Below are 6,394 nucleotides of genomic sequence, written 5' to 3' on the forward strand. Positions count from 1 at the left end.
CTCGATGCCCTTGCGCATGTCGGTCACCCCGCAGGCCAGATAAACCCGGACACCGGTGCCGGGCCCGATCATGCCGCCTCCACCACCCGGATCAACCGCGTCAGCGCGGCCGCATCCAGCATCGGGTCGAAGCGCAGGCACCGGCCATTGGCCAGCTGAAGCTCAATCAAGGCGGGGCGCTGCGGCGCTTGATCTTCAGCCGATGGATGCGCCGCCAACGCCGCCGGCGCGCTCAATTCCACCGGCAGGAACAGGGCCTCCGGAAGCGGGGAAAGCAGCCCCTTCTTCTTCAACTCATGCCGCCAGGCATAGAGCTGCTGTCGGGTCACCTCGTGGCGCTGCGCCACTTGCGTCACCGTCGCGCCCGCCACCCCGACTGACAGCACGATCCCGAGCTTCTCCTCGTCGCTCCAGCGACGACGCCGTTCCAGACCCAGAATGTCACCACGCATCGAAAGCCCCGCATAAGACACGTCGTTAACGACGTCGCTATGCACGTGTCTTAGCCGATCACCCCCACGCTCAGGCAGGCGGTGGAAATCGGGTGGTTACTTTGGGAATGACCTGCTCGCACAAGGAACAGGGCCGAATCGTCTATGACATCCTGCCCGACGCTGGAGAAGGCGCGATCCGGCGATCTCGACGGTCGGGCGCCTGGACAAGCAGACCTCCGGCCTTTTGCTGCTGACCGATGACGGTGTGACCTGCTGCACCGGGTGATCAGTCCCAGGCGCCACGTCAGGAAGACCTATCGCGCCAGGCTGGCTCGTCCACTCAAGGGCACCGAAGGAGACCTGTTTGCCCCGGGCCATTTGATGCTGGAGGGCGAGGACAAGGCGCTGGCTCCTGCCGAACTGGAAGTGATCTCGGAAACGGAGGCCCTGCTGAGTATCACCGAAGGCCGCTACCATCAGGTGCGCCACATGTTTGCTGCGACCGGCAACCATGTCGAGGCACTCTACCGCGAAGAACTGGGCGGGTTGTCTCTGCCCGACGGCCTGGCTGCCGGTCAGTGGAGGCTGCTCAGTGAAGACGAGATCGCGTTGATCTTCCAGGAGGGATCGAAAGCGGACCAATCACGGCTACGTGGCTAGGGTAGGGAGATGGCTCCGCCTGGCGAAAGTAAGTAATCCCCCGCCTCGCCTGAGGCTTGGCAACTACTCAAACTGTCGTTGATTGCGCAGGGCTCGGTGCACCGCCGGGCGACAACCCTGTCCAGAGCGCTGCAGGCTTTTCAAGCACGCGTCCACCATCATCCTCCCACCGCGTCAGGCTTTTGTGTCGCGTTCGGTCTTCCCTTAATGACGTCAGACCGGAGGTCAGCATGGGCGAGGCCTTCATAAGTCCCTCCAGGATTGATACACATCCCCTGCGAACCTGCTCTTCTTTACATCGTTGATCTGTGGACGCCTGCCTGTCCTGGTCGGGCTTGGGTCTTCGGGACCATCGCGACGCACCGAACTGCGGACAGTTTGCCCTTGTGATGCCCGGCGGGGCGATGGACCGACGAGGTCGTCGACAAGCCCACGGATTTCGCTCCGGGCAAGACCGATGTCGTCGAGGGTCCGGTCGTCGAGTTCCCACAAGGTCCGCATCATCCGGTGCCTCTGCCAGTGGCGAAGGGCCTCTTTCGCGCGCCGGCCGATGGCTGCGGTGAAACTGGGTGTGCCCCGGGTGCGGAACGGCATCCATGCGACGAATGGATCCCTTGTGGCTGGAATATGTGACATTGCGACCTCCTGCATCGTCAGGGTCGTTACCGGTCAGCTTTGTCCCCAGGCGTAACGACCATGTTTGTCCGAGCGCCGAAAACAGCCGCAGCGCCTGAACGCCGCTAGAGTTTCGTTGCCGGAATGAATGGTGATTTCCGTCAGGCCCCGCAGCGGTCGCCGAATGCCGGATCGATCGCCTGCGGGGTCAGCCGCGGTTCAGGAGTGGTCCCCTGAAGCCCGGCCGAGGCCGGTTATGGTGCAAGATGAGTGCCATGGCTTGTATGTGGGCCCTCAGCCGCTGAACTTCAACATGCCGTGTCTCGCTGTGGCCTCAGCTCGCCGGAGCAAGTGCCAAATGCGGGGCGTGCATCACGCGTGCGGGTCAATCACTCAGGGTGGTTATCTTGACGAGGTGTCATGTTCCCGGCCTGCACGATCTCCACCGTTCTTACGGCAATGCTTGTTGCGGTATCCTCATCCAGCCCAGCCTCCCCGCAGGCTTTCAGCACTGCCTCAAACAGCGTGCCATAGCCTTCGCGGACTCGCCGGTCTATCCTCTCGGGCATATCCGCCTCACTTGGTATGGGCTTTGACGCGCATCGCGATTGCCCGCTGCGCCATGTCCTGGCCGTCGGCATCCGACATTCCCAGCGAGTCGCATGCGAACCTGATGCGATCGGAAACGATCTGATCCGATTGCCGTTTATCTGCCGTGTCGGTCATGTTGAGCCCTTTCATGGCTGGACGCACACCTGATCATGGCGGCGCGCTTAAAGCAAACCATCTTGCAGAGGGTGCCTATAAGAAGCTGAAATAAAATAGTTTTCTCCGCATGACCCTTGATAGAGGCCGTGAGAATGCCCATCTCTAACAGTCACCGGGCTGCAATGCTGGCAGCCAGTTGCGTGCGACTCCCTGCAAGTCTGCATACGAAATCTGTCCAATATTCGGACTGGCCAGGTTCCTGCCAGATGGAAACGTTCTGGATGTGCCTGGCAAAAGGAGTTTCTTCCATGAGTTCTTCAAAGACGCTGTCGCGACTCACGCGAACAGAGACGAAAGCTGACCTTACCGACCGTGCTGCACGCGAGATCATCGATACTGAGGCGACTGCACGGAACCAGCGGATCGCCCGGCTCAGATCACTTCGCCTGCAAAGCGAAGCTGCTGAAAGAGCAGCCCGGAAAGCGACGCCGGCTCCCAAAGCACGCAAGAAGGCGGGCTGAGGTTCAGGTCTGGGGGCAGGCCTGTCTGCCTTCCGGCCAGGCGGTCTCGCGCCTCGACGCAGGCTACATCATGACGCGGGTCTTCTATCTGCGAACCTTGGCGCCCTCGGCATTGTCAGTTCGTGCTGCGGAGACCATGGCGGACGATCTGGCCAGTCCTGTCCGTCGGCCGCATCGATCTTGGCGTCTGTCAGATCAGCCATGGATTTCCCTTCAAAGGGAAATACCGCTCCTGCACTCACCAAAGGAAGTCGTCCGCCGCCAGGCTTGCCAATGACGTGTCTTCGATCCGGAGGATATGGCCAGTCATGCGGAACGCGACGTTGGCGCCGGCCAAAGAGAGGTGGCCACGCACATCCGCCCAGCTGTCCAAGTCGGCAAAACTGCACAGATCAATCACGTCCTGCATCCGATTGAAGTCCCTGATGGTATCAAGCGGGACCGAGGGGCTGTTGGAAAGGCCCCGCCAGCGAAGGCGAGGCGTCACTCGTTAAAAAAGCTCTGTTAACCATCAACGCAGCCGACACGATCTCGGTCGTGAAACCTACTCGCTCAGGCGTCTTGCATTGGCCGTGGCCTGCTGATGCACGGGCGCCAGCGCCAGTCCACCGGTGTCCATGGTGCGGGTGACCATACGGGTGCCATGCGCCAACCAGCGTTCTGCAAGCCTTGACATGTCCCCGATGCCCAACGGTTTTCCACCAAACATCAGATGGCTGAAGTGCCGCGTCTGCTCCGCAGCGTCCGCCAGCATCACCGACCATTGCTCGGCAAGGGCCGCGTTGACCTTTGTTATGGCCTCCACCTTCTCCTGCACCATGCCGACAATCTCCGCATAATCGCCTTGGGCGGGGTAGCGGGTCGCGTCGCCCATGATCTTGATCCGAGCCTCGATGACACTACCGGAGGCTGCCATCGTTTCATTCAGGCGTATGTTGGTCTTCATCATGGTGGAGGTGGCCTTTGCCAACTCGGCCCATGCGTTTAATCCGGCAATCATCAACGTGTTCATCCTTGGTAAAATGGACAACGGGACAGCGCGGCGGCATGCGCCGCCAGCCCTCGCCCTAATGTCCTCGCACGGGCGGCGCTGCCGCGTGTGGCAGCAACGCGACCATATGGGTTCGTGTGGTTACGCCGTTTCGCTGATGCGCGCCTGAAGCGGGCTCAACGCCTGCTTCGAACTGCGCTGCGCGATCTGCAGCATCGCCGTGCGACGCTCCATCCAGTTGTGCATGGCGCCGGTGGCGAACTCCCGTTGCATCTCCGCGATGTCTTTCATCGACTTGGCGCGGAACAGCTTCTGCGAGGCCTCAGTATTGGCGCGGGTGGCTTTCTCGAACCAAGTTGTCCAGGCGGAGGAAACCTCCGACAGGGCTTGCACCGAGGCGGCAGACGCTGTGGCGACGACCTGCATGTCCTCGGCGATTCTACGTGCCGAGTCGCTGTAGATCGTCATCGCGTCCTGGGTGTCAGAGGCGACCTGCTGGGCGCGGTCAGTGAGGGTCTCGGTGACTTGGCGGGCCCGGTCCTGCACGGCGGCCGCGCCACGTTCCATCACCTCGGCCACCTTCTCGGTGGTTTCGCGGGCGACACGCTCCGCTTCCTTCTGAGCCTTCACGACTGCACGCTCGGCTGCGGCAGCCTCTTTCGCCTCCTCAGCCTGACGCTCCGCTTCGGCCCGCTCGTCGCGCTTGGCCTCTTTGGCCGCGGCGCGCTTGTCGGCTTCGGCCTGCTCGGCCTTTTCGGCGTCACGCTTGGCTTGCGCCCGCTCTTCGCGCTTTTCGTCACGCTTGGCAGTCTCGGCGTCCTCGACGGCACCCTCGATGTTGGCCGCCACGTCGGCTGCCTCATCATCGTTGAGCACCTTGAGGATCGCAGGGAGAAGCTCCTTGCGCTCGTCGCGAACGTGCCGCTGGAAGTCTTTGTTTAGATCGGCAAGCGCAGCGAGAAACCCATCATTGTCCTTCGGCAGACCCGACAGCTTTTCAAGGGAAGCCCGCAGGTCCTTGTTGCCCTTCAGGGCATTGACGGCAAGATCCTTGGTTTCAGGGTTCTTGCGCAGCAGCGGCAGAAGGTGCTGCTCCTCGATCTCGACGTAGCGAGCAAGTTCATCACTCAGTTCGGCAAAAAGGCTTTCGCGGCTTTTCAGCGCCTGGTTCGAGGTTGCGGAAAGTTTCGTGATCAGCGCAACGGCTTTTTCAGGAGCAGCTTGGATCGTTTGACGAAGGGTCATGGACATATCTTCCGTGCATGCTTCCGTGAACCCGAAGCCAGCGACAAAGGCCCCACCGAAGTGCGGAGACGTCGCATGCTGGTTGCTCAAGGAAGCTCAGGCAGGATCATCCGAGGAGGTTTCGCCGAATGTCTCGCTGCAATGCAACATAACCTTCGAATACAGCAATTGTAAGGGGAGTCGATGGAATTAGGAAGTAATGAGCCCAAGTATCGGAGGATAATGCTGCGCTGCAGCGAAAAGCAGGTTGCATACGCATGTGAGATCATGGTGCTAGGTCATGTTGACAAATGGCGGAGCCAGAGCCTGATGCAGGCGATGTCAATGAAGCCGAGGAAACTGTCTGCAGTTTTGTCGTAACGGGTCGCCAGCCGTCGGCTGTTCTTCAGTTTGTTGAAACAACGCTCGACCATATTGCGCAGTGTGTAGATGGTCATGTCGACAGCGTTGCGCACCTTTCGGTTCTTTCGCATCGGGATCATTGGCAGGGCATTTCGGCCCTCGACATCTGCCCGAATTTTATCAGAGTCATAGCCCCTGTCGGCGACCAGAACTGCTGGCTGCGGCAGGTTGTCGGCCATCACCAGATCATAGCCGGTGTAGTCGGAATCCTGCCCAGGCGTGATCTCGGTTCTCATCGGGAGGCCAGCGCCGTTGACGCGGAGATGGATCTTGGTCGAAAACCCACCTCTCGAACGGCCAAGAGCCTCTTTCGGAGTCCCCCTTTTGCGCCGGCCGCATGGTGGTGGGCCCTGATCACGGTGCTGTCGATCATCTGGAGCTTGTCGGGCGCAAGCTTCGCGTGGTTCAAGGCATCCAGGATGTCTTCCCACAGCCCGGCGAGCGTCCAGCGCCGGAACTGCCGATAGATGGAGGACCACTTGCCAAACTCCTCTGGCAGGTCCCGCCAGGGCGCGCCGGTCCGCGCGATCCAGAAAATACCATCCATAACAAGCCGATGGTCCGCAGGCTTGCGCCCGTTCGGATGCCGGACGGCTCGGATGAAGCCCTCAAAGAATGTCCATTCGTCGTCGGACATCAGGTTGCGTGCCAAGCTCATCTCCTACGTAGAGATGAGCTTGAATCACAGGGCGCAGGTCTGTGGAATCCCTTTTGGGCACCTCGAAAAATTGCCCGGCCCGAGTTGCTGCGGTATGAACGGGGGGTGATCGGCTGCTTGGGCGTAACGATGGCACAGATGGGTTTCTTCGATCTTTCGG

Annotated in this window: 10 protein-coding genes; 3 read left to right on the forward strand and 7 right to left on the reverse strand. The window is 60.7% G+C overall.

What is annotated here, in order from left to right; genetic code table 11:
* Positions 1-68: 68 nt before the first annotated feature.
* Positions 69-452, reverse strand: coding sequence for an IS66-like element accessory protein TnpA (gene tnpA / locus ACTJI6_RS22565; protein WP_377764646.1), 384 nt, complete (start codon positions 450-452; stop codon positions 69-71).
* Between the two features lie 202 nt (positions 453-654).
* Here tnpA and ACTJI6_RS22570 point away from each other — a divergent pair, with 202 nt between their 5' ends.
* Both ACTJI6_RS22570 and ACTJI6_RS22575 read left to right on the forward strand, forming a co-directional pair.
* A complete protein-coding gene (locus ACTJI6_RS22570; RefSeq protein ID WP_440803923.1) occupies positions 655-720 on the forward strand; it encodes a hypothetical protein in 66 nt (21 codons plus the stop codon).
* A gap of 95 nt (positions 721-815) precedes the next feature.
* Positions 816-1,094, forward strand: a complete 279-nt coding sequence (locus ACTJI6_RS22575; RefSeq protein ID WP_440803905.1) for a hypothetical protein — start codon at positions 816-818, stop codon at positions 1,092-1,094.
* A 243-nt stretch (positions 1,095-1,337) separates the two neighbouring features.
* Here ACTJI6_RS22575 and ACTJI6_RS22580 read toward each other — a convergent pair whose 3' ends face one another.
* Together ACTJI6_RS22580 and ACTJI6_RS22585 are read right to left on the reverse strand one after the other, a co-directional pair.
* The gene (locus tag ACTJI6_RS22580) at positions 1,338-1,745 is read right to left on the reverse strand and encodes a DUF1127 domain-containing protein (RefSeq protein WP_440803907.1); all 408 of its coding nucleotides are present in this window, start codon (positions 1,743-1,745) and stop codon (positions 1,338-1,340) included.
* Between the two features lie 540 nt (positions 1,746-2,285).
* The gene (locus tag ACTJI6_RS22585) at positions 2,286-2,435 is read right to left on the reverse strand and encodes a hypothetical protein (RefSeq protein WP_440803909.1); all 150 of its coding nucleotides are present in this window, start codon (positions 2,433-2,435) and stop codon (positions 2,286-2,288) included.
* A gap of 248 nt (positions 2,436-2,683) precedes the next feature.
* Here ACTJI6_RS22585 and ACTJI6_RS22590 point away from each other — a divergent pair, with 248 nt between their 5' ends.
* A complete protein-coding gene (locus ACTJI6_RS22590) occupies positions 2,684-2,938 on the forward strand; it encodes a hypothetical protein (RefSeq protein WP_440803911.1) in 255 nt (84 codons plus the stop codon).
* A 238-nt stretch (positions 2,939-3,176) separates the two neighbouring features.
* Here the strand turns inward: ACTJI6_RS22590 and ACTJI6_RS22595 are convergent, their stop codons facing one another.
* The 4 genes from ACTJI6_RS22595 to ACTJI6_RS22610 form a co-directional block, all read right to left on the reverse strand.
* A complete protein-coding gene (locus tag ACTJI6_RS22595; RefSeq protein WP_440803913.1) occupies positions 3,177-3,347 on the reverse strand; it encodes a hypothetical protein in 171 nt (56 codons plus the stop codon).
* 135 nt (positions 3,348-3,482) lie between these two features.
* The gene (locus tag ACTJI6_RS22600) at positions 3,483-3,941 is read right to left on the reverse strand and encodes a hypothetical protein (protein ID WP_440803916.1); all 459 of its coding nucleotides are present in this window, start codon (positions 3,939-3,941) and stop codon (positions 3,483-3,485) included.
* Positions 3,942-4,070: 129 nt separating this feature from the next.
* On the reverse strand, positions 4,071-5,174 hold the full coding sequence (locus tag ACTJI6_RS22605) for a hemerythrin domain-containing protein (protein WP_440803918.1): 1,104 nt from the start codon (positions 5,172-5,174) through the stop codon (positions 4,071-4,073).
* A gap of 278 nt (positions 5,175-5,452) precedes the next feature.
* Positions 5,453-6,234, reverse strand: a protein-coding gene (locus ACTJI6_RS22610) for an IS5 family transposase (RefSeq protein ID WP_440803920.1) whose coding sequence is annotated in 2 segments (ribosomal slippage) — positions 5,453-5,892 and positions 5,892-6,234 — 783 coding nt in all. Because the reading frame shifts where the segments join, the coding sequence is not laid out codon by codon here.
* Positions 6,235-6,394: the final 160 nt, after the last annotated feature.

The organism is Paracoccus sp. 22332, assembly GCF_052045125.1.
GTDB lineage: Bacteria > Pseudomonadota > Alphaproteobacteria > Rhodobacterales > Rhodobacteraceae > Paracoccus > Paracoccus haematequi_A.